The organism is Enterobacter asburiae, assembly GCF_008080435.1.
Lineage (GTDB): Bacteria > Pseudomonadota > Gammaproteobacteria > Enterobacterales > Enterobacteriaceae > Enterobacter > Enterobacter asburiae_C.
On sequence record NZ_VRKN01000002.1, the window covers coordinates 423,244 to 446,029 of the forward strand.

Consider the following 22,786-nt stretch of genomic DNA (forward strand, 5'->3'; position numbering starts at 1 on the left):
GAAACATTATGTCTGAAACGATCAAACGTAATACCATCGGCAAATTCGGCCTGCTGTCGCTGACGTTTGCCGCCGTGTTTAGTTTTAACAACGTTATCAACAACAATATCGAGCTGGGCCTCGCCTCGGCGCCGATGTTCTTTTTAGCCACCCTGTTCTACTTCATTCCGTTCTGCTTAATCATCGCGGAGTTTGTCTCCCTGAATAAAAACTCCGAGGCTGGCGTTTATGCCTGGGTAAAAAGTTCGCTGGGCGGACGCTGGGCGTTTATTACCGCCTACACCTACTGGTTCGTAAACCTGTTCTTCTTCACCTCATTATTACCCCGCGTCATCGCCTACGCCTCTTACGCCTTTTTGGGCTATGAGTACATTCTTACACCGTTTGCCACCACGGTATTGAGCATGGTGCTGTTCGCTTTCTCAACCTGGGTGTCCACCAACGGGGCAAAAATGCTGGGGCCAATCACGTCTGTGACCTCAACGCTGATGCTGTTGCTGACCCTCTCCTATATTCTGCTGGCCGGAGCGGCACTGATGGGCGGGGTGCAGCCAGCCGACCCGATTACCGTTGACGCGATGATCCCGAACTTTAACTGGGCGTTTCTTGGCATCACCACCTGGATATTTATGGCCGCCGGGGGCGCAGAGTCCGTTGCGGTATACGTTAACGACGTGAAGGGCGGGTCAAAATCCTTTGTTAAGGTGATCATTCTGGCCGGGATTTTCATCGGCGTGCTCTACTCCATCTCCTCGGTGCTGATTAACGTCTTTATCAGCAGCAAAGAGCTGAAATTCACCGGCGGTTCGGTACAGGTGTTCCACGGCCTGGCGGTATGGTTTGGCCTGCCGGAAGTGCTGATGAACCGCTTTGTCGGCCTGGTCTCCTTTACCGCGATGTTCGGCTCCCTGCTGATGTGGACGGCGACCCCGGTCAAAATCTTCTTCTCTGAAATCCCGAGCGGCATCTTTGGGCCAAAAACCGTGGCGCTGAACGAGAACGGTGTACCGGCGCGCGCGGCGTGGATCCAGTATTTGATCGTCATTCCGTTAATGATTATCCCAACCCTGGGATCGAACACCGCACAGGAGCTGATGAATACCGTCATCAACATGACTGCGGCCGCTTCAATGCTACCGCCGCTGTTCATCATGCTGGCTTACCTGAATCTGCGTCGTAAGCTCGATCATCTCCCGCGCGATTTCAAAATGGGCTCACGCACCACGGGGATGGTGGTGGTGTCGATGCTGATTGTGATTTTTGCCATCGGATTCGTAGCCTCAACCTTCCCCACCGGTGCCAATATTCTGACGATTATTTTCTATAACGTCGGTGGCATTGTGTTATTCCTCGGATTTGCCTGGTGGAAATACAGCAAATACGTCAGGGGATTATCAAAAGAACAACAACAAATAGAAGCGTCACCTGCCTCAAATCTTCACTGACACTGAAGGCATGGATATTTTCTCATTGGGATAAGTGCATGAAAATTAAAGAGAAAACTATTAGGGCACTCGCTGCCCTCTCTTTCTGCTGCCCGGCATTTGCCGCAGAAGAAATCAGACCCGCTGAACATGACGATACCCGAACCCCGGAAATCACCTCTCCGTCTTTTCGTTTTTATGGCGAGCTGGGGGTTGGCGGATATATGGATTTAGAAGGTCAGAATAAGCATAAATACAGTGACGGCACCTATATTGAGGGCGGTCTGGAAATGAAGCACGGGCACTGGTTCGGCCTGATTTACGGCGAGGGCTGGACCGTACAGGCGGACCATCAGGGGAACGCCTGGGTGCCCGACCACAGTTGGGGTGGATTCGAAGGTGGGCTTAACCGCTTTTACGGCGGCTACAAAACTGACGGCAACACAGAAATCATGCTCAGCCTGCGTCAGGACTCCTCCCTCGATGACCTGCAGTGGTGGGGGGATTTCACGCCCGATCTGGGGTATGTGATCCCCAACACCCGCGACATTATGTACGCGCTCAAGGTACAGAACCGCTCCGGGAATCTGCGCTACAGCGTCACCGCCACGCCTGCGGGGCACCATGACGAGAGCAAAGCCTGGCTGCACTTTGGTAAATACGATCGCTATGACGATAAGTATACCTATCCGGCCATGGCCAACGGCTATATCCAGTATGACATCGTCAAAGACGTCACCTGGATGAACGGCCTGGAGGTCACTGATGGCACCGGTCAGCTCTTTTTAACCGGCATTCTGTCGCCCAATCTGGCGGCGCGCGCCTGGCATCACACCGGACGCGCCAGCGGCAGGGACGTCTCCGGCACAGAGACCGGGTATATGGTCAGTGCCATGATTGAAGCGTTAAAAGGCGTCTATCTCTCCACCGCCTACAGCTACGCAAAGCATCGTCCGGACAATGCTGCCGATGAAACGACCTCGTTTATGCAGTTCGGTATCTGGTATGAGTACGGCGGTGGCCGCTTCGCTACCGCAGCCGACAGCCGCTTCTACATGAAAAATGCCTCCGGCGACCCGAGCGACCAGGTCTTCCTGATGCAATATTTCTACTGGTAAAGGATCTTCCATCATGAAACTCAGCCTTACACCGCTGGCCTGCGCGCTGGCGATCAGTTTTTCGGCTCACGCCACAACCCCAACTGATTTTAAAAACGTCATCAACCGTACCGGTGCACCGGCGTACATGCATGATTTCGACGCTGACGACCACCAGCGTTTTAATCCCTTTTTCGATTTGGGTGCCTGGCATGGGCATTTGCTGCCGGACGGACCGCAGACTCAGGGAGGATTTCCCGGCGTAGCGCTGCTCACCGAAGAGTACATCAACTTTATGGCGACCAATTTCGATCGCCTGAGCGTGTATCAGAACGGTAAAAAAGTGGATTTTACCCTTGAGGCTTACAGTATTCCCGGCGCGCTGGTGCAGAAGCTAAGTGCGAAAGATGTGCAGATCGCGATGACGCTGCGCTTTGCCACCGCGCGCAGCTCGCTGCTGGAAACCCGCATCATCAGTAAAACGCCGCTCGATCTGGTGTGGGATGGAGAACTGCTGGAAAAACTGGAGGCCAAAGAAGGTAAACCGCTTTCAGATAAGACCATCGACGGCGCGTATCCGGATTACCAGCGCAAGCTGGTCCCCACGCGTGACGGCCTGAAAGTCACCTTTGGCAAAGTGCGTTCAACGTGGGATCTGCTCACTTCCGGAAGCTCCGAATATCAGATCCACAAGTCGATACCCACAGAAACCACGGTCGACGGGCATCGCTTTACCAGCCGGGCCCACGTTACCAGCAGCACCACGCTGTATACCACCTATTCCCATCTGCTGAACGCCGATGAGGTAAAGCGCGAACAGGTGCAGATCCGCGATATTCTGGCGCGCCCGGCCGCTTATATGATGGCCTCGCAACAGCGCTGGGAAGGCTATTTGCAGAAAGGGTTAACCAATCCTGATGCGACGCCAGAGCAAACCCGCGTGGCGGTGAAGGCCATCGAAACGCTGAACGGCAACTGGCGCTCGCCGGGCGGCGCGGTGCGCTATAACACGGTAACGCCATCCGTCACCGGACGCTGGTTCTCCGGCAACCAGACCTGGCCGTGGGATACCTGGAAACAGGCGTTTGCCATGTCGCATTTCAACCCGGAAATCGCCAAAGAGAACATTCGTGCGGTCTTCTCCTGGCAAATCAAACCCGACGATCCGGTTCGCCCGCAGGATGCCGGTTTTGTGCCGGATCTCATCGCCTGGAACCTGAGCCCGGAACGCGGCGGCGACGGCGGCAACTGGAATGAGCGCAATACCAAACCGAGCCTGGCGGCGTGGTCGGTGATGGAGGTGTACAACACCACGCAGGATAAGGCCTGGCTGGCGGAAATGTATCCTAAACTGGTGGCCTATCACGACTGGTGGCTGCGCAACCGCGACCACAACGGCAACGGCGTGCCGGAGTACGGCGCGACGCGCGACAAGGCCCATAACACCGCCAGCGGCGACATGCTCTTCACGGTGAAAAAAGGCGAGAAAGAAGAATCCCTCTCCGGGCTGAAGAATTATGCCAGGGTCATCGACAAGGGCCATTACGACAGTCTGGAGATCCCGGCGCAGGTTGCGGCCTCGTGGGAATCAGGGCGCGATGACGCCGCCGTATTCGGTTTTATCGATCAATCCCAGCTGGATAAATACATCGAAAACGGCGGTAAACACAGCGACTGGACGGTGAAGTTTGCCGAAAACCGTGACAAAGAGGGCAAGCTGTTGGGCTACTCGCTGCTGCAGGAGTCCGTCGACCAGGCGAGCTATATGTACAGCGACAATCACTATCTGGCGCAGATGGCGAGCCTGCTGGGCAAAGAGCAGGAGGCCAGCCGCTACCGTCAGCTGGCGGATAAGCTCGCGAGCTACATCAATACCTGCATGTTCGATGCGAAGAGCGGCTTTTATTATGACATCCGGATTGAGGATAAACCGCTGGCGAACGGCTGTGCGGGCAAGCCTATCGTCGAGCGCGGTAAAGGACCGGAAGGCTGGTCGCCGCTGTTTAACGGTGCGGCCACGCAGGAGCATGCTGATGCCGTGGTGAAGGTAATGCTGGATCCGCAAGAGTTCAACACCTATGTGCCGCTCGGGACTGCCGCGCTAACCAACCCGGCATTTGGTCCGGATATCTACTGGCGCGGCCGGGTCTGGGTCGACCAGTTCTGGTTTGGGCTGAAAGGGATGGAACGCTATGGCCACCGGGAACAGGCACAAACGCTGGCGGAAAGCTTCTTTAAACATGCAAAGGGATTAACGTCCGACGGCCCGATTCAGGAAAACTACAATCCGCTGACCGGGGCACAGCAAGGCGCGCCTAATTTCTCGTGGAGCGCGGCGCATCTATACATGCTGTATAACGACTTTTTCCGTAAACAGTAACCAGGGGTGCGGTCTGCATTGCCGGGTGGCGCTATCGCTTACCCGGCCTACAAAACCATCGCGCCAGGCCACCCGGCAAAAAACTACCGCGTGATCCACAGCGTGGGCCAGGCATCTGGCCCGTTCCAGTTGTCGCAGCTGGGCTCCTCGGCATAACGCACCAGGCGGAAACGTTGGCCGTCAAAACGCCAGCGCGTCTGGATCCCACAATCACCCATACCGCGCCCCAGCGCGAGCGTTGTCAGCTCGCGCGTCTTCTCATCGAAACTGGCGTTCATCAACTCCATTTCACTGCCGTCGCTTGACGGCGTAAACGGCAGACGCAGCCTGACGCTCCGGGCGTTGAACGGTTTTTTACGTGATACCAGCCACGCCAGATCGACCGTGTTATAGGCCCCCGCCTCACAGCTGACGATCAGCAGCGCTTTGTCATCCGTTAACGCGGTGACGCGTACTTCCCGGCGGTTAGGATCCAGCGAGCACTGGCTGCTGTTCATCCGTCCGGTACCATAGTCCAGCAGGTCGTTGAGTTCGGCGTGGGAAAGTGGCGTCGGGGTCGGGTTGACGACCGCCACCTTTTTTAAGGCGGGAGCAGGCGGAACGCTCAACGGAGGATCGTCACCTTTCTTAATCCAGGCGGTTTCGCTGCCGACGCGCTTTTGCTGCGCATCAATGAACAGCAGCGCGGCTTTCAGACCGCTCAGTGAAATGACCTGCTTACCGCCGCGCAGGGTCAGGGTCTTCCCTTCCTGGATGTTTTTCAGAAAGGCGGTGATGGTGGCCGCATCGTCCGTTTTCAGATGCCAGGGCGTGAGCTGCCAGTGCTGTTTGTCCAGCTTCAGGGGAACGTTATCCAGCAGCAGCCGGGGTGCAATCTCTGGCTCTTTGACCGAGGGCGTATCAAGACCGCCGAGATCGATACGCAGCGTGGCATCCGTTTTCGCCCCGGCGCTTCGGGTGAGCGTCATGACCAGACCACGGTGTTCACCCGTGTTGCGTGCAAGGCAAAAGTTCTGGTTATTGCAGGTCACCTGCCAGTCAGAGAAGGCTTGCTGGGCAGGTGCAGCCCGCACCTGCGGCGCGATGAGCACACAAAACAGGTAAAACAAAAAGACGCTGTAGCGCATGAATGACACAATCCCGGAACGAAAACGCTTAACTGGGCAGTATCTTCGTGTTCCCGCCGGGGTTGCTCAATCGGATTTATCAGATATACCCGAAAAACACACTACATCCGTTCAAAAGCAGTGTTCATTAACCCGGTTGTCTGTAAATACTGCAGTAATATCACTGCCTTACCATCCCTGATTTCGCCTGAACGCATCATCTCCAGCGCCCGGGAAAAAGGAAGCTCCAGCACTTCGATATCTTCATCCTCAACGCCACCGCCCCGGTGAGTGCGCTGCGCGTCGCTGTATTCCGCAATAAAGAAATGGACGAGCTCCGTCACGCCGCCCGGTGACATAAACAGCTCGAAGACCTTTTTGACCTCGCCCACTTCGAAACCGGTTTCTTCTACGGCCTCTTTGCGGATACAAACTTCCGGCTCATCATCATCGAGCAGACCCGCGCAGGTTTCAATCAGACGTCCGTCGAGGTTGCCATTGACCCATGTCGCCACCCTGAACTGACGGATCAGCACCACGCTCTGCTTTTCACGGTTATAGAGCAGAATGGTTGCTCCGTTTCCGCGGTCATAGACCTCGCGTTTGTGGCGGATCACTTCACCGTTGTTACGTGTAAGATCATAGGTGATGTTACGCAGGACAAAGTAGTTTTCAGAGAGAATTTTGTCTTTGATAACGTCAATTTTCAGGGTCATACGGGCTCCACGACACAATGAGTCGTCCTATACTACGCCGCGAATCCCGCTTTGTCGCCCGCCGGTTTAATGATGTTTTGGTGCGTTAACCCCAAGCCAGTCGAGTATCCCTTGCGCCGCGTGACGCCCTTCCGCCATTGCGGTCACCACCAGATCCGCGCCGCGTACCGCATCACCCCCGGCGAAAATCTGTGGGTTGGTCGTCTGGTAACGGTAACGGCTCTCGACCGAAGCAACGATCCGCCCCCAGTCATCCGTTTCGACCCCCTGCGCCTGCAGCCACGGCATCGCGTGCGGGTTAAAACCAAACGCCATGATGACCGCATCCGCGGCCATCACAAACTCGCTGCCCGCCACGGGAACGGGCCGACGGCGTCCCTGCGCATCCGGCTCTCCGAGCTCGGTACGCAGCATCCGGATACCGTTGACCTTTCCGTTCGGATCCAGCGTCAACTCAACCGGCTGGACGTTAAACTCAAACGCCGCGCCCTCTTCTCTGGCGTTCTTCACCTCTTTCTTCGAGCCCGGCATGTTGGCCTCATCCCGACGATAGGCGCAGGTCACCTTCGCCGCACCGTGGCGTAACGCGGTGCGGACGCAGTCCATCGCGGTATCGCCCCCGCCGAGCACCACCACGTTTAAGCCATGGGTGTCGATGAACGGTTCGCTGGCCGTCGCCTCCAGCCCCATAACATGCCGCGTATTCCCTACCAGAAAAGGCAGCGCGTCATAGACCCCTGGTGCGTCTTCATGCGGGATACCTGCCTTCATCGAGCGATAGGTCCCCACGCCAATAAACAGGGCGTCGTAATCGTTCTTTAACTGCGACATCGACACGTCCTGGCCCACCTCGCAGTTCAGCTCGAAGCGGATCCCCATTGCGGTAAAGATCTCTCTGCGCCGCGCGAGCAGCGATTTGTCCAGCTTGAATGCCGGGATGCCAAAGGTCAGCAATCCACCAATTTCCGGGTGCCGATCATAGACCGTCACACTCACGCCGCTGCGCACCAGCACGTCGGCGCACGCCAGCCCGGCGGGCCCCGCGCCGACGATGGCGACACGTTTCCCTGACGGCGTGACGGCGGACATATCCGGCCGCCAGCCCATCGCCAGCGCCCGATCGGAGATATAGCGCTCGATGTTACCGATGGTCACGGCTCCCGCCTCTTCACGTATTGTGCAGGCACCTTCGCATAATCGGTCCTGCGGACAGACGCGGCCGGTAATTTCAGGTAAACAGTTGGTCTGATGAGAAAGCTCGGCCGCGCCGGCGATATCCCCCGCGTTCAGGCGCTCAATCCACTGCGGGATGTGGTTATGCAGCGGGCAGGTCCATTCGCAAATGCTGTGCTCTCCGCATTTCAGGCAGCGCGACGCCTCGCGGGCGGCCTGCCCGTCCCGGAATGGCAGGTAAATTTCGTTAAAATGGCCCACGCGTTCTGCGCCAGAGAGTTTGTCGGGCTCGCCGCGTGGCACCGTCGCCTGCATCTGCTGCAGTTTGGTGCGCGGAGCGTCCTCTCTGACGGCCTCCGCATGCCAGGGCTGCGCCTCCAGGCAGGCCGTGCGCTGTCGGCGCGATTTCGCCAGATTATCAAGGACAGCAGGCGTCGCCAGTGAGAGGACATCCGCCGGGCAATTTTCGATACAGGCCGGGCCGTGTGGTCGCGTCTGGCAGAGATCGCATTTATTCGCCGAGGCCTTCACGCTGCCGTTTTCGAGCGGGGTGACGATAATCTCCATCGTGCCAAACGGGCAGGCCACCACGCAGGCCTTGCAGCCAATGCATTTTCGTTGATTCACCTGTACGCTGTCATCGCATTTACTGATGGCGCCGTTCGGGCAGCTTTGCGCGCAGGGTGCATTTTCACAGTGATGGCAGGTGACGGGGCGTCGCTTGTCGCCGGATCTCAGGACCGTAATACGGGGATGAAAATGGCGCTCGCTCAGGACGTGCTGCTCATCGTTGTGCGCCATCACGCAGGCCACTTCGCAGGCGCGACACCCAATGCACTGCTGGCTGTTAGCCATAATAAAACGATTCATAACCACACCTGTTTTTGGTTCAATAACCTTATTCTTTGTATGAATATGGTATTTACGCATCACGGCGCGATCGGGCAATGTTCAAATGCCCGGAATGCCGAATTATTTACAGTGAACCTGTGGCAGATCAATTTTATTCAGAGAGCCGTTCTGTGACCGTTAAACGACCCGTTTCCGGAAGCCTTGCCTGGGCTTTCTTTTCGATAATTATCTTATCCGTGCTGACCAGCACCGTTGCGCTGCTGACGCTTGCCAGCAGCCAGCGTGACGCCGAAGCCATTAATATCGCGGGTTCGCTGCGTATGCAGAGCTATCGTCTGGGCTACGAGATGCAGCGCAACAGCCCTTCCCTTGCCGCGCATCGCGACAGCTGGCAACAGACGCTGAGCGCGCCTGCCCTGCAGAAGCTGAACCGCTGGTACGTCCCGGACAATGTTAAAGCGCGCTACCAGCAGCTGCACGTAGCCTGGCTGGAGATGGATGCACACATCGCCCGCGGCGACAGCGCGTGGTATCAAACCCATATTGAGGATTTTGTCGGCCGCATTGATGCCTTTGTGCTCGCCCTTCAGCACTACACCGAACATAAAATTCAGACGGTGACCCTGCTCTCGCTGGCGGGCGCTCTCGGGATCCTGCTGCTGACGCTGTTTACCCTGCGACGCATCCGTCGCCAGGTGGTGGTGCCGCTTAACAATCTGGTGGCGGCCAGCGAACGGGTTGAGCGAGGGGAATTTGCAACCCCGGCGCCGGATACCACCCTACCGAACGAGCTGGGCCAACTCTCCCGCGCCTTCAACCACATGTCCGCCGAATTAGATACGCTCTACCGTTCGCTTGAGGCCTCGGTCGCGGAAAAAACGCGGCATTTGCATGAAGCCCACCAGCAGCTCGACATGCTGTTCAAGTGCTCTCAGGCGCTGAATACCGGCCAGATAGACAGCCACTGCTTCCGGCATATTCTGCAGATTGTCCATGACTATACGCAGATGAATTATCTGGAACTGCGCACCAGCGACGACTGGCGGCTGTGTGAAGGGACGGAGTCACATGGCGCTCCTCTGCAAAACCTGCCGGTACTGATGCAGGACACCCTTTATGGCGAGCTGCGCTGGCAAAGCGAGACGGACAGCGTCCCCCTCCCGCTGATGAGAAGCGTGGCGACCATGCTCGGGCGCGGGCTGTACTTTAACCAGGCGCAAAAGCATTACCAGCAGCTGCTGCTGATGGAAGAGCGCGCCACCATTGCCCGCGAGCTGCACGATTCGCTGGCGCAGGTGCTGTCGTATCTGCGCATTCAGCTTGCATTGCTCAAACGCGCCGTGCCGGAGGACAATACTCCGGCGCAGACCATCATCACCGACTTCTCCCGCGAACTGAACAATGCCTGGCAGCAGCTACGCGAGCTGCTCACCACCTTCCGCCTGACGCTGAACCACGCGAATTTACCCGCGGCGCTACAGGAGTCCCTCGACGTCCTGCAGAGCCAGACGCAGGCGAAGCTGCATCTCGACTGCCGCCTCTCCTCGCTGGCGCTGGACGCGCAAAAGCAGGTGCATCTGTTGCAGATCGTGCGTGAGGCTGTGTTGAATGCCATTAAGCACGCGCAGGCCAGCGAGATCACCGTAAGCTGCGTGACCGCAGTGGACGGTACGCACAGCGTCAGCATTCGTGACAACGGCATCGGGATTGGCGAAGCCAGCGAGCCGCCGGGACACTACGGGCTGAACATTATGCGCGAACGCGCGCAACGACTCGGAGGAATGCTGCACTTTTCGCAGCCGCAAAACGGCGGCACGCTGGTCAGCGTGACGTTCCCGGTGCCCACGCCGTTAACGGGTAAATAACGGTAAAGAGGGAAGCGCAGGAAAAGGCGCATGATAATTTACATTATCTCCTTTATTTCTCCACGTTTGACCTGGCCCTTACCGCTAAAGTTATGCGGGCAATAAACAATAATGACGTGCAGCAAAACGAGGTCACACTTTCATGGCGAATTTTTTCATCGATCGCCCCATTTTTGCCTGGGTGCTTGCCATCCTGTTGTGTCTGACAGGTGTCCTGGCGATTACTTCACTTCCTGTTGAGCAATACCCCGATCTGGCACCGCCTAACGTGCGTGTCACAGCAAACTACCCCGGCGCTTCCGCACAAACGCTGGAAAACACCGTGACGCAGGTTATCGAGCAGAACATGACGGGTCTGGATAACCTGATGTACATGTCCTCGCAAAGTAGCGCCACAGGTCAGGCGACGGTGACCCTGAGCTTTAAGGCGGGCACCGACCCGGACGAAGCGGTGCAGCAGGTACAAAACCAGCTGCAGTCGGCCATGCGCAAGCTGCCCCAGGCGGTGCAGAATCAGGGCGTGACCGTGCGTAAAACCGGTGATACCAACATTTTGACCATCGCGTTTGTCTCGACAGATGGCTCGATGGATAAGCAGGACATTGCCGACTACGTCGCCAGTAATATTCAGGATCCCATCAGCCGTATTAACGGCGTCGGGGATATCGACGCTTACGGCTCACAGTACTCAATGCGCATCTGGCTCGATCCCAACAAGCTGAACAGCGTCCAGATGACGGCAACCGACGTGACGAATGCCATCAAAGCCCAGAATGCCCAGATTGCGGTGGGGCAACTGGGGGGAACGCCGTCCGTCGATAAACAGGCCCTGAACGCCACCATTAATTCGCAATCCCTGCTGCAGACGCCGGACCAGTTTCGCAACATCACCCTGCGCGTGAATCAGGATGGGTCGGAAGTGCGTCTGGGGGATGTCGCCACGGTGGAAATGGGGGCGGAAAAATACGACTACCTGAGCCGATTTAACGGCAATCAGGCCTCCGGTCTGGGGATTAAACTGGCCTCCGGCGCAAACGAAATGGCCACGGCGAAACTGGTGTTAGACCGTCTGGATGAGCTGTCGCAGTATTTCCCGCACGGGCTGGAGTACAAAGTCGCCTATGAGACCACCTCCTTCGTTAAAGCGTCGATTGAGGACGTGGTAAAGACCCTGCTGGAAGCCATCGCACTGGTGTTCCTGGTGATGTACCTGTTCCTGCAAAACTTCCGCGCGACGCTGATCCCCACCATTGCCGTGCCCGTGGTGCTGCTGGGGACCTTTGCGGTGCTTTACGCGTTCGGGTATAGCATTAATACCCTGACGATGTTTGCGATGGTGCTGGCAATTGGCCTTCTGGTGGATGATGCCATCGTGGTGGTTGAAAACGTCGAGCGCATCATGAGCGAAGAAGGACTCTCTCCGCGCCAGGCGACGCGCAAATCCATGGGGCAAATTCAGGGGGCGTTAGTCGGTATTGCGATGGTGCTGTCGGCCGTCTTTATCCCGATGGCCTTTTTTGGCGGCACAACCGGGGCGATTTACCGTCAGTTCTCGATAACCATCGTCTCGGCGATGGTGCTCTCCGTGCTAGTGGCGCTCATCCTCACCCCTGCGCTGTGCGCCACTATTCTGAAACCGCTGCACAAAGGGGAGCAACACGGGCAAAAAGGGTTCTTCGGCTGGTTTAACCGCATGTTCAACCGCAATGCCGCGCGGTATGAATCTGCCGTCGGTGGCGTGCTCCATCGCAGCCTGCGCTGGATGATGATTTATGTTGTGCTGCTGGGCGGCATGGTCTGGCTGTTTATGCATCTCCCCACCTCGTTTCTGCCGATGGAAGACCGGGGAATGTTCACCACCTCGGTACAGCTCCCGAGCGGCGCAACGCAGCAGCAGACGCTGAAAGTGGTCCAGAAAGTGGAACAGTACTTCTTCACCAAAGAGAAAGATAACGTTGTGTCGGTCTTCTCCACCGTGGGCTCTGGCCCGGGCGGAAACGGGCAGAACGTCGCCCGCATGTTCGTCCGCCTGAAGGACTGGGACGAGCGCGATACCAGAACGGGAACATCATTTGCCATTATTGAACGCGCGACCAAAGCCTTTGCGCACATTAAGGAAGCGCGCGTCTTTGCCAGCAGCCCGCCGGCGATAAGCGGCCTGGGCAGTTCCGCCGGGTTTGATATGGAGCTACAGGATCACGCCGGGGCGGGACACACGGCGCTGATGGCGGCACGCGATAAGCTGTTAGCGCTGGCGGGCAAGGATCCTGGCCTGACCCGCGTTCGCCATAACGGTCTTGACGACAGCCCGCAGCTGCAGGTGGATATCGATCAGCGTAAGGCGCAGGCGCTGGGGGTCTCGATCAACGATATCAATGACACCCTGCAAACGGCATGGGGCTCAAGCTATGTGAATGACTTTATGGATCGCGGCCGCGTGAAAAAAGTGTATGTGCAATCCGCTGCGCCGTTCCGCATGCTGCCGGATGATATTAACCGCTGGTTTGTCAGGAATAACGCTGGCGGCATGGTGCCGTTCTCCACGTTTGCCACCTCGCACTGGGAGAGCGGTTCGCCGCGTCTGGAGCGCTATAACGGCTACTCTGCGGTTGAAATCGTAGGGGAAGCCGCACCGGGCGTCAGTACCGGTACCGCCATGGATACCATGGAAAAACTGGTGCAACAGCTGCCCACCGGTTTTGGTCTGGAGTGGACGGCCATGTCTTACCAGGAGCGTCTCTCCGGGGCACAGGCTCCCGCGCTTTACGCACTCTCTCTGCTGGTGGTCTTCCTCTGCCTTGCCGCACTGTATGAAAGCTGGTCAGTCCCGTTTTCCGTCATGCTGGTCGTGCCCCTTGGCGTCATCGGTGCCCTGCTTGCGACCTGGATGCGCGGCCTGGAGAACGATGTTTACTTCCAGGTGGGTCTGCTCACCGTGATTGGGCTGTCGGCGAAAAACGCCATTCTGATCGTTGAGTTTGCCAATGAGATGAATGCCAAAGGCCACGAGCTGATGGCCGCCACGCTGCACGCCTGCCGTCAGCGCTTACGCCCAATCCTGATGACGTCGCTGGCGTTTGTCTTTGGTGTACTGCCGATGGCAACCAGTACGGGTGCAGGCTCCAGCAGCCAGCATGCCGTCGGGACGGGGGTCATGGGCGGCATGATTTCGGCAACCATCCTGGCCATTTACTTCGTGCCGTTGTTCTTTGTGCTGGTGCGTCGCCGCTTCCCGTTAAAGGAACGTGCTGAGTAAGTGATTGAAATAAAAAAAGGCGGCTTTATCGGCCGCCTTTTTATTGTGTGATTAATTCACACTATGGTTATTTTACTTATTTTAGTGCTCTTGCAATTCTTACTGAATGTCATTTACGAAGCATGCCTTCGATAAAATCTTTCCAGTTCCCCAGTTCACGTTCAATCATAACACCCTCTCTTATTATTATGCGCATTCTACAAAAACGGACCATCATTGTGAAGACTATTTAACCAATTGCTGTGATTGTACCCCACGTCCTTCGGGGATTTATGATAAATATGAACGGAGAGGCCTCAATTTTTTGTGACGGCTAGCAATATTTTGAAATAACCCTACGGACGGGTGAGTTTTATTTTACCCGCTGAGTTTATTCGAAATTTAAACTTTATGGACATCTATGCTTAAAGGGTGAAAGAATATTCAGCGTACAGATGTGAGTTGAATTAAGATGAAGTGTAAATCCAGACGATTCATGAATGTGTTATATTCCACTTAAGGATATATCTTCGAATTTACTGAACATTTAATCGCCATAAGAGCAAAAGGATTCAACATGGTTGTGATGTACGGCATTAAAAATTGCGACACCATCAAAAAAGCCCGCCGCTGGCTGGAAGCTAACAGCGTGGAGTACCGCTTCCACGATTACCGTGCCGATGGGCTTGATGCAGAATTTCTGCATAGCGCGATCGGCGAACTGGGGTGGGAAGCACTGCTGAACACGCGCGGTACTACCTGGCGTAAACTGGACGAATCTTTGCGCGCCAGCATCAACAACGCCGACAGCGCGGCAAAACTGATGCTCGAGATGCCGGCAATTATCAAACGCCCATTGCTCTGCGCGCCAGGGCAGCCTATGCTGCTGGGTTTCAGTGAAACCCTTTATTCCGACTTTTTCGTTGAGGTGTAGTTTATGTCATGCCCGGTCATTGAGCTGACTCAGCAGCTTATTCGCCGTCCTTCCCTTAGCCCGGACGACGCAGGTTGTCAGGCACTTATGATTGAGCGCCTGCGTGCCATCGGTTTTACCGTTGAACGCATGGATTTTGGCGATACCCAGAACTTCTGGGCGTGGCGCGGCCAGGGTGAAACGCTGGCCTTTGCCGGGCATACTGACGTCGTTCCGGCTGGTGACGCGGATCGCTGGATTAACCCGCCGTTTGAACCGACCATCCGCGATGGCATGCTGTTTGGTCGCGGCGCGGCAGACATGAAAGGCTCTCTGGCGGCGATGGTCGTGGCGGCAGAGCGCTTTGTTGCTCAGCATCCAAACCACAAAAACCGTCTCGCGTTTTTGGTAACCTCCGACGAAGAAGCCAGTGCCCATAACGGTACCGTGAAGGTCGTTGAAGCGCTGATGGCGCGTAACGAGCGTCTCGACTACTGCCTGGTCGGGGAGCCGTCCAGTACCGAAGTGGTGGGTGATGTCGTCAAAAACGGACGCCGTGGCTCGCTGACCTGCAACCTGACCATTCACGGCGTTCAGGGGCACGTTGCTTATCCGCATCTGGCCGATAACCCGGTCCATCGCGCTGCGCCAATGCTGAACGAACTGGTGGCGATAGAGTGGGATAAAGGCAACGAATTCTTCCCGCCGACCAGCATGCAGATTGCGAACGTCAAAGCCGGGACCGGCAGCAATAACGTGATCCCGGGTGATTACTTCGTCCAGTTTAACTTCCGCTTCAGCACCGAACTGACCGATGAGATGATCAAAGCGCGCATTGTCGCCCTGCTGGAAAAATATCACCTGCGCTACACCGTGGAGTGGTGGCTTTCCGGTCAGCCGTTCCTGACGCAGCGCGGTAAACTGGTGGATGCGGTGGTGAACGCCATCGAGCACTATAATGAAATTAAGCCACAGCTGCTGACAACGGGTGGCACTTCGGACGGACGCTTTATCGCCCGTATGGGTGCCCAGGTTGTCGAACTGGGTCCAGTGAACGCAACCATTCATAAAATAAATGAGTGTGTCAATGCGGCAGATTTGCAACTGCTGGCCCGTATGTATCAACGTATTATGGAGCAACTCGTCGCCTGACGAACGCTCTGAGAGGAATAGCGAATGGATTGGCTTTCAAAGTACTGGTGGATTCTGGTGTTAGTTTTTCTGGTCGGCGTTTTGCTTAACGTGGTTAAAGATCTTAAGCGCGTTGACCATAAAAAGTTTCTCGCCAACAAACCGGATCTTCCCCCGCACCGTGATTTTAACGACAAGTGGGACGATGACGACGACTGGCCGAAGAAGGACCAGAAGAAATAATCCCCTCACCCTAACCCTCTCCCCGTAGGGGAGAGGGAACAAGCCCCCCTCGCCCCTTTGGGGAGAGGGGCTGGGGGTGAGGGGGAAACCTCACATAAACTCAACAATATCATCATCATCCGGCTTACCGCCGCTGAGCGCTTCATCAAAGTAGTGCTTCGGTACGGTATAACGCAAACGATCGAGCGCGAACTGCACGCTACGGTCGTCAATCGCGTGGCCCAGATCGTCAACGATATCCAGCGTCACATCCCCACCTTCGCGAATCAGGGCTTCCTGAGCGGCAACCGCATGTGAGAGCTCAATCACCCGGTCTTCACCACCGTGGATCAGGTGGATCGTGGTCTGCGTGGTTGCACTTGTCGGTAACGTCGCAAAACGGCCGTTAAATGCGATGACGCGTGAAACCAGACCCGGCTGCGCTTTTACGCTTTCCAGCGACATGATTGACCCCTGCGAGAAGCCAATCAACGCGGTCGCATCGGCACCCACGCCGCTCTGCTGCTGCCAGTAACGGACGATATCGATAAAGGTAGGCATGATGGCGTCAATGCGGGCCTGACGGTTCTCTTCCGTCACACCCTGAACAGAGAACCACTGGCGTCCGTTTGGGCCACATGGTTCTACGCCACCGACGCTGACAATCAATGCCTCAGGAAAAACGGGCGCAAACCAGCTGCCAATCTGACCCATATTGGCGGCATTATCGCCAACACCATGAAACAGAAGCAGTAACTGTTTAGCCGGTTTGTCAGGGCTTTGAACAACAAAATGGTCGTGTTTCATGGTGGTCTCCTTAATAGATGACCTGGATTCTACGCCTCCCGACGTGAATGACCATGCCACTTTACTGAAGAAGTCATTGAAAAAATTGCCATTGCAAAATGTCTTCTTTCAACTGCTGGCAGCGCGGATAATCAAGGCTTTCAATCGCTTGTGCGGTTTCACTCCGCAACGTTGCCAGCAACGCTTTTCGCCCGACGTCTTCCGCTTTTCCTTCCATTTTCCCACGCAGGGCCGGAAGCGGCATATCCACCGTTAATAGCAACCGTGTCAGCGCGGCAACTGAGGTTGAAAACGCCCGATGCGCAAAAGCAAACCCTGCCAGCTCCAGCCAGTCGTCATTATTAAGGGTAGCTTCCCAGCCATCCTCCACGGGGGTCTTTTCACCGTTCCAGGCCGATAGCACCCGCATATCGCGCTTCAGACGCTGCTGCGCCTGCTCACACAGCTGACGCCCTGCCTCACTCTGCGGCAGCAAGGCCATCGCGGTGTAGCAGCCGCTGCTGGCTTCACGATGGCTGCCCATCCGCACCAGCACAAACCCACATTGCTGCCAGAAACGCCAAAGCTCATCGGTATAACCAAAGCTCACCGACAGATAATCTTCGCCGCTGGCGCTGCGAACAAGCGCCTGACCAATCCCTTCCCGCTGACGGTGAGGATGTACGGCAATGCGGGTCACCCGTCGTCCTCTGAGCGTCGCCGCCTGCGGAGAGCCGCCGTGCGCCGCCAGAGACTGCGCCACCAGGTTCCCACGCGGACGCCGGTACCCTGCCCACACGGCGCGACTAAGCTCAGGGGAGAGCCCGCCCTCCTCCACCAGCCAGAGCGCCCCGGCGATAACCGGATTCGTTTCGGCAACGGCAAACCGCTGCCCGGGCGCGTCCATCATGCGGCGTAAATCGAGCGGCGAGGTGCGATAATGCGCCGCGCAGAGGAGCTCGTATACGCTCGTTGCAAGCGCCGGACGGCTTTCCCATGCCGCCGGTGTCAGAGACGTTAAACGCACCTTCCCTTCCGGGCGGAGGTCGATCAGCGTATCGTCAAACAGCAGCGCGCTGGCGACAACCCGCTCAAGCGGGCAGCCCGCAGCCCAGCGTACCGGTGTTGATAGGCTGTAGCGCTGTAACCCGGCAAACCGACCGCAGAATTTAAGCAAGAATCCCCGGCCCGTCCCTTCATATCCCTGCACCGTGGTGGTCAACAGCACGCGAGGGAAACGGACAACTAACTTTTCCAGCAGAGGTCCGGGGATCGCAGCGGCTTCATCGACAATCAGCCAGTCAGCCTGGTGTGAAGAGGCAAGCAGCGCGTCCGGAGCCATAAAATGAAAACGCTCTCCCGCAAAACGGGCGATGATATCCGTCGCCCCCTTCGACGGCCCGGTGACCACGGCGCTGCCCGCAATGCGGTTCAGCAACATTCCCGCCAGGGCTGATTTTCCGCGCCCGCGTGCGGCGGTGACGGCCACGATGCCACCCGGCATCCCCTGCAGCACATCCAGGATTTCAGCCTGCTCGCGCTGCGGTGCGCCGCTGGCAGGCTGCCAGTCTGGCGCGTCGGGTAAAGGCGGAAGGGATAATGCGCAGCCCTGAAGCCAGACAATCGCGTCAGGATCGGCAGCAATCGTCCGGCAGAAATGGTGTACAAAATGCGGCGTGGCTATCGCTTCGGCGCTGTCGCTCCAGCGCAGCGAATCACTGTCAGGCAACTCGGCCCACGCGTCGAGCGGCGGAACCCGCAGCACCAGAAGGCTTCCGGCGCTCAGCGTTCCGCTCAGGGCGGCAAACGCGGCGACATCAAACCCGACGCTGGCATCAAAAACAGCATGCCGGAACTCGCGTCCCAGCAGACCGCTGATGGCTTTTGAAGGATGTTCGTCAAGCCTTACCCAGTCTCCGGGCAAGGCGTCACGCAGTGCAACCGCCTGGCTTAACGTCCACTGCGCCTCACCGCTGAGCACCACCAGCCGACGATGACCGGTGCGCTCAAGCTCGCTTATCAGCTGTTCAAACCCCAGCATTACATCGCTTTGCCGAAGGTATTACACTGCGCCGGATCGCCGCTGTCGAAACCGCGTTTAAACCAGGTGTACCGCTGCTGTGAGGTACCGTGAGTGAAGCTGTCCGGCACGACGCGCCCCTGGCTCTGCTGCTGAAGACGATCGTCACCGATAGCCTGAGCGGCATTTAACGCTTCCTCAAGATCGCCGGATTCCAGCACGCCCTGCTGCTGCATGCTGTGGCCCCAGACGCCCGCGAAGCAGTCCGCCTGCAGTTCCATTTTAACGGAAAGGCGGTTCACTTCAGCCTGAGAGGCATTTTGCTGAAGCTGGCGCACTTTTGGCTCGATCCCCAGCAGCTTTTGCACGTGATGGCCAACTTCATGCGCGATCACGTAGCCCTGGGCAAAATCACCGTCAGCGCCAAGCTTGCGTTTCATGTCATCGTAAAAAGAGAGATCGATATAGACCGTACCGTCTGCCGGGCAGTAGAACGGCCCCATCACAGATTGCCCGGTACCGCATCCGGTGCGGGTTGCACCCCGATACATCACCAGCTTCGGCTGCTGGTAGGTACGCCCCATCTTCTCGAACAGCTGACTCCAGGTGTCTTCAGTTGTGGCGAGAATAACAGAGGTAAATTTGGCCGCTTCATCTTCATTCGGGCTGATGGAGCGCTGAGATTGCTGCTGCTGTTGCAGCGGCTGACCGGTCATTAAACCGGTGAGATCGACGCCGTAATACCCCGCAACCAGCACCACAATCAGCAGGATTATCCCGCCCTTGCCGCTGGGTAACCGGAAGCCGGGCCCCCCCATTGAAGGACCGCCGCCGCCATCACTGCGTCTGTCTTCTACATTGTCACTTTCACGACGCCCTTGCCAGCGCATAACCACCTCGAACTATTCCATTTATAATAGCTATGATCGTAGGCGGTTAACGGCAAGATTACCATAGGAAACAAAGGTAAGACGCCAAAGGATGCAAACATCCTTTGGCAAGTGAGGGAGTTAGTCGAGCTTAACGCCTAAACGGTGAGCAACCGCTTCGTATGCTTCAATCAGGCCACCGAGGCTCTGACGGAAACGGTCTTTGTCCATTTTATCCAGGGTTTCTTTATCCCACAGGCGGCTACCGTCCGGTGAGAACTCATCGCCCAGCACCACTTCGCCTTTGAACAGACCAAACTCCAGCTTGAAATCGACGAGGATCAGGCCCGCGTCATCAAACAGTTTTTTCAGAACGTCGTTGGCTTTATAGGTCAGCTCCTGCATACGCGCCAGGTTCTCTTTGCTCACCCAGCCGAAGGTTTCGCAGTAAGATTCGTTGACCATCGGGTCGTGCATGGCATCGTTTTTCAGGAACAGATCGAACAGCGGTGGATTCAGTTCGATACCTTCTTCAATGCCGAGACGCTTCACCAGGGAGCCCGCCGCACGGTTACGAATAACGCACTCAACCGGAACCATATCCAGTTTTTTCACCAGACATTCCGTATCGGACAGCAACGCTTCCATCTGGGTCGGGATACCCGCTTCGGCCAGTTTGGTCATAATGAAGTGGTTGAACTTGTTGTTCACCATACCTTTACGATCGAACTGCTCAATGCGTGCGCCATCCCCTGCTGACGTATCATTGCGGAACTCGAGCACCAACAGATCCGGGTTTTCCGTGCTGTATACGGTCTTCGCTTTGCCACGATACAACTCAGCTTGCTTCTGCATCTTCATTACTCCTGGTGTGATGATTTGTGTTCAAAACTGGGGATATTATGCCACGCACACGTTTGCGTGGCACTAAAATAAAAAGGGCTGGATTCACCAGCCCTCGTATTTATTTGCTGAATGCTGCCTGGAAGACAGCGACCAGCGCATCGTTCTGCGACTGGGTCAGCGTGTGACCTTTTGGATCGATAAACTGCAGACTGCTGCGGTTATCAAGGTCACCTACCTGAATCTTGTAGTCACCGGAGGCAAGCTGAGGATCTTTCGCGCCCAGTTCCTGCCATGCGCTGTCGGAGAGCGGCTTATACGTTGCCGTCATGCTGCCGGTCGAACGCGTGCTGTCGGTCACTTTCATGCCTACTTTTTCCAGCGTCGCTGGCAGACGCTGCCAGGTCTGGTTAAACGGTGCACGCACCACCAGCATCGGCAGGCCGGTATCATCCGCACCACTTTGCACATCGAAGGTCGCGCCGTTGCGGCTCTGCGCTGCGTTGGCAGCATCGGTAGCGGTTTTATCCAGACCCGCGGCAATCACGTTCAGCATTTCGGTGCTGTAACGCTGCAGGGACGCGGCATCCGCAACCGGTTTACCCGCCTGTTCCAGGTTCAACAGCTTAACGTTAACCGCCTGCTGATAACCCTGTGGTTTTACGGAGACTTGATAACGACCGCGGTACTGCTGGTCTTCATCCAGACGGTTCCATTCGACCCAGTCTGTGGTTAAGGTCTGGCTGGCGTCATCGCGTTTATCGATGGTGTAGTTCTTCGACTGAATGACGCTGACAACCTGTGGCCACAGGGTGCTACCGCGCGCGCTCTCAACCATCAGAGACGCCGTATCACCGGTGAACTGGGTACGCGCCCCGTTGACCAGCGCCAGAGGCTGTGCTGGCGGACGAATATCAAGCGCTTTACCGACCAGGCCGCTGCCGTTGGTCACGGGAATATTATAATCGCCGTTCTGAATCGGCAGGATCATACCAGCCGGTGCGTGAAGTTCAGCAAGCGGGGTCGCATCCAGATAGGATTCATCACCGCTCACCTGGCGCTTGTAGCGCGAATCTGAACTACAGGCAGCGAGCAGCATAACAAGCGAAACACTCGCAACCTTCACCAGGCGCGACTTCTGTACTGAATAAGCCATCAAATCTCCCTAAACTCTACAGCAAACCGGCATGCTTCAGCGCCGCCCTGACGATGTCACGACCGTGGTCGGTAATCGGTGTCATTGGCAGACGCAGCGTGTCGGATGCTACAAGTCCCAACTCCTTACATGCCCATTTCACTGGGATCGGATTGGGTTCGACAAATAATTTATTGTGCAGCGGCATCAGACGCTGATTAATAACACGCGCTTCATCAAAGTGGCCGGCTGCGGCCAGTTTGCACATTTCAGCCATATCGCGCGCCGCAACGTTTGCCGTTACGGAGATCACGCCATGGCCACCGAGCTGCATAAAGTCCAGCGCGGTCGCATCATCACCACTCAACAGGATAAAGTCGTCTGAAACCAGCTCTTTGATCTGATGAACGCGGCTTAAGTTCCCTGTCGCCTCTTTAATACCGATAATATTTTTTACTTCCGAGAGACGACCAACGGTTTCCGGCAGCATATCGCAACCGGTACGGGACGGCACATTATACAGAATTTGTGGCAAGTCAGTATGTTCAGCGATGGCTTTGAAGTGCTGGAACAAACCTTCCTGAGTAGGACGGTTGTAATATGGGGTCACCGTCAGACAGCCAACGATGCCACTGTCGTTAAAACGTTTGGTCAGGCTGATAGCTTCTGCGGTTGCATTAGCCCCTGTCCCCGCGATGACCGGAATACGTCCGTCCGCCAGTTCCAGGGTCAGCATCACCACATCGCCGTGCTCGTCGTGGCTCAGCGTTGCGGATTCTCCGGTAGTCCCTACCGAAACGATCGCCGAGGTTCCATTGGCGACATGGTAATCAATGAGCTTCTTCATGCTTGACCGGCAGACATTACCTTTTTCATCCATCGGTGTAACAAGCGCGACAATACTTCCCGTGAACATGAGCCATCCTCTGTGCGAACAAGAGCCTCAATGTTACGTTTGGAACTGTAATAAAAGCAAGCGACCTGAGGCTCTCAGGCGGTTGTATGCATGTTTTTTTTAT

General features: G+C 56.4%; 18 protein-coding genes. 8 read left to right on the forward strand and 10 right to left on the reverse strand.

Annotated features, from left to right (window positions below):
- Positions 1-8: 8 nt before the first annotated feature.
- Genes FU672_RS05125 through ygjK form a run of 3 tightly spaced genes read left to right on the forward strand, consistent with a single transcriptional unit; the run spans position 9 to position 4,901 of the window.
- Complete coding sequence (locus FU672_RS05125) at positions 9-1,445, forward strand: amino acid permease (protein ID WP_148242398.1); 1,437 nt, start codon at positions 9-11, stop codon at positions 1,443-1,445.
- Between the two features lie 38 nt (positions 1,446-1,483).
- Entirely contained in the window at positions 1,484-2,542 is a 1,059-nt protein-coding gene (gene ygjJ / locus FU672_RS05130) for a protein YgjJ (RefSeq protein ID WP_148242399.1), read from the forward strand.
- Positions 2,543-2,555: 13 nt separating this feature from the next.
- Positions 2,556-4,901 carry an alpha-glucosidase gene (gene ygjK, locus FU672_RS05135; RefSeq protein ID WP_148242400.1) on the forward strand — a complete coding sequence of 782 codons (2,346 nt, stop codon included), beginning with the start codon at positions 2,556-2,558 and terminating at the stop codon, positions 4,899-4,901.
- A gap of 83 nt (positions 4,902-4,984) precedes the next feature.
- Here ygjK and FU672_RS05140 read toward each other — a convergent pair whose 3' ends face one another.
- The 3 genes from FU672_RS05140 to aegA all read right to left on the reverse strand — a co-directional run bounded on the left by FU672_RS05140 (position 4,985) and on the right by aegA (position 8,766).
- Positions 4,985-6,028, reverse strand: coding sequence for a DUF1176 domain-containing protein (locus tag FU672_RS05140; RefSeq protein ID WP_148242401.1), 1,044 nt, complete (start codon positions 6,026-6,028; stop codon positions 4,985-4,987).
- 101 nt (positions 6,029-6,129) lie between these two features.
- Positions 6,130-6,723 (reverse strand): GDP-mannose pyrophosphatase NudK, encoded by a 594-nt coding sequence (nudK, locus tag FU672_RS05145; RefSeq protein WP_148242402.1) that lies wholly within the window; start codon positions 6,721-6,723, stop codon positions 6,130-6,132.
- A gap of 66 nt (positions 6,724-6,789) precedes the next feature.
- Positions 6,790-8,766, reverse strand: a complete 1,977-nt coding sequence (gene aegA / locus FU672_RS05150; protein ID WP_148242403.1) for a formate-dependent uric acid utilization protein AegA — start codon at positions 8,764-8,766, stop codon at positions 6,790-6,792.
- 152 nt (positions 8,767-8,918) lie between these two features.
- Here aegA and narQ point away from each other — a divergent pair, with 152 nt between their 5' ends.
- Entirely contained in the window at positions 8,919-10,613 is a 1,695-nt protein-coding gene (gene narQ, locus FU672_RS05155; protein WP_148242501.1) for a nitrate/nitrite two-component system sensor histidine kinase NarQ, read from the forward strand.
- Positions 10,614-10,755: 142 nt separating this feature from the next.
- Complete coding sequence (gene acrD / locus FU672_RS05160) at positions 10,756-13,869, forward strand: multidrug efflux RND transporter permease AcrD (RefSeq protein ID WP_148242404.1); 3,114 nt, start codon at positions 10,756-10,758, stop codon at positions 13,867-13,869.
- A 109-nt stretch (positions 13,870-13,978) separates the two neighbouring features.
- On the opposite strand, the gene ypfM is transcribed toward acrD, so the two are convergent.
- Positions 13,979-14,038 carry a protein YpfM gene (gene ypfM / locus FU672_RS05165; RefSeq protein WP_015572204.1) on the reverse strand — a complete coding sequence of 20 codons (60 nt, stop codon included), beginning with the start codon at positions 14,036-14,038 and terminating at the stop codon, positions 13,979-13,981.
- A 387-nt stretch (positions 14,039-14,425) separates the two neighbouring features.
- Here ypfM and FU672_RS05170 point away from each other — a divergent pair, with 387 nt between their 5' ends.
- Genes FU672_RS05170 through FU672_RS05180 form a run of 3 tightly spaced genes read left to right on the forward strand, consistent with a single transcriptional unit; the run spans position 14,426 to position 16,135 of the window.
- Positions 14,426-14,782, forward strand: a complete 357-nt coding sequence (locus FU672_RS05170; protein WP_148242405.1) for an ArsC family reductase — start codon at positions 14,426-14,428, stop codon at positions 14,780-14,782.
- A gap of 3 nt (positions 14,783-14,785) precedes the next feature.
- Entirely contained in the window at positions 14,786-15,913 is a 1,128-nt protein-coding gene (gene dapE / locus FU672_RS05175) for a succinyl-diaminopimelate desuccinylase (protein WP_148242406.1), read from the forward strand.
- A 24-nt stretch (positions 15,914-15,937) separates the two neighbouring features.
- Complete coding sequence (locus FU672_RS05180; RefSeq protein ID WP_129995228.1) at positions 15,938-16,135, forward strand: YpfN family protein; 198 nt, start codon at positions 15,938-15,940, stop codon at positions 16,133-16,135.
- A 90-nt stretch (positions 16,136-16,225) separates the two neighbouring features.
- Here FU672_RS05180 and ypfH read toward each other — a convergent pair whose 3' ends face one another.
- The 6 genes from ypfH to dapA all read right to left on the reverse strand — a co-directional run bounded on the left by ypfH (position 16,226) and on the right by dapA (position 22,683).
- Complete coding sequence (gene ypfH / locus FU672_RS05185; protein ID WP_148242407.1) at positions 16,226-16,921, reverse strand: esterase; 696 nt, start codon at positions 16,919-16,921, stop codon at positions 16,226-16,228.
- A 73-nt stretch (positions 16,922-16,994) separates the two neighbouring features.
- A complete protein-coding gene (locus tag FU672_RS05190; RefSeq protein WP_148242408.1) occupies positions 16,995-18,941 on the reverse strand; it encodes a tRNA(Met) cytidine acetyltransferase TmcA in 1,947 nt (648 codons plus the stop codon).
- Positions 18,941-19,810 carry a KPN_02809 family neutral zinc metallopeptidase gene (ypfJ, locus tag FU672_RS05195; protein ID WP_032643575.1) on the reverse strand — a complete coding sequence of 290 codons (870 nt, stop codon included), beginning with the start codon at positions 19,808-19,810 and terminating at the stop codon, positions 18,941-18,943. The genes FU672_RS05190 and ypfJ overlap by 1 nt, the downstream gene beginning before the upstream one ends.
- A gap of 120 nt (positions 19,811-19,930) precedes the next feature.
- Positions 19,931-20,644: a phosphoribosylaminoimidazolesuccinocarboxamide synthase gene (gene purC, locus FU672_RS05200; protein WP_023332985.1), complete on the reverse strand. Its 714-nt coding sequence runs from the start codon at positions 20,642-20,644 to the stop codon at positions 19,931-19,933.
- 109 nt (positions 20,645-20,753) lie between these two features.
- Positions 20,754-21,788, reverse strand: a complete 1,035-nt coding sequence (gene bamC / locus FU672_RS05205; RefSeq protein WP_148242409.1) for an outer membrane protein assembly factor BamC — start codon at positions 21,786-21,788, stop codon at positions 20,754-20,756.
- A gap of 16 nt (positions 21,789-21,804) precedes the next feature.
- Entirely contained in the window at positions 21,805-22,683 is an 879-nt protein-coding gene (dapA, locus tag FU672_RS05210; RefSeq protein ID WP_023308757.1) for a 4-hydroxy-tetrahydrodipicolinate synthase, read from the reverse strand.
- Positions 22,684-22,786 lie beyond the last annotated feature (103 nt).